This is a genomic window from Pseudomonas juntendi (genome assembly GCF_009932375.1).
GTDB lineage: Bacteria > Pseudomonadota > Gammaproteobacteria > Pseudomonadales > Pseudomonadaceae > Aquipseudomonas > Aquipseudomonas juntendi.
In genome coordinates this window covers 1-695 of sequence record NZ_BLJG01000173.1, presented here as the reverse complement: position 1 = coordinate 695, position 695 = coordinate 1, and the positions used below count along the sequence as shown (strand labels likewise).

At 64.9% G+C, this 695-nt stretch carries 1 protein-coding gene and 1 pseudogene; both read left to right on the top strand.

From position 1 onward, the window contains the following. On the top strand, window positions 1-258 hold a 258-nt coding region (locus GYA94_RS20265), incomplete at its 5' end, for a gamma-glutamyl-gamma-aminobutyrate hydrolase family protein (RefSeq protein WP_167524231.1). Window positions 259-337: 79 nt separating this feature from the next. Beyond that, window positions 338-695 (top strand): annotated as a pseudogene (locus GYA94_RS20260) (amino acid transporter); the annotation flags it as partial.

The window sequence follows — 695 nt, the reverse complement described above, 5'->3', positions numbered from 1 at the left end:
GCGCAGTTCGAGGTCAACTCGCTGCACAGCCAGGGCATCGAGCGCCTGGCTTCGTGCCTGCGGGTCGAAGCGCGGGCCCCGGACGGCCTCATCGAAGCGGTGTCCATGCCCGGTGCGCCGGGATTCGTCCTTGGCGTGCAGTGGCACCCAGAGTGGCGGTTCAGCGAAAACCCGGTCTCGCTGCGCCTGTTTCAGGCGTTTCGCGAGGCCTGCGTTGCCTATGCAGCACGGGACGGCGCACGGCTGACGCGCCCCTGACAGCAAGCTTTCAATGAGTGAAAGCGGGCCTTGTGCGCAAGGCCTGTAAGAACAATTCCAAAATTTACGGCAAATACTCATGAGCAATTACACAGAAGCCGCCCGCCCACCCGACGTGGCGGCCGAAGCGGGCAACAATCAGCGCAGCAAAGGCCTGGCCAAGGGGCGCCTGGGCTTGCTGGCCAGCGTGGTACTGGGCATCTCCACCATCGCCCCGGTGTATACCCTCACCGGCGCACTGGGCCCTACCGTGCGTGAGGTAGGAGCACACCTGCCAGCCGTGTTCATCGTCGGCTTCCTGCCAATGCTGCTGGTAGCCTTGGGCTACCGTGAACTGAACTCGGCAGAGCCGGACAGCGGCACCTCCTTTACCTGGTCGGCGCGCGCCTTCGGGCCGATGATCGGCTGGATCGGGGGGTGGTGGCTGGTGGTTGCCA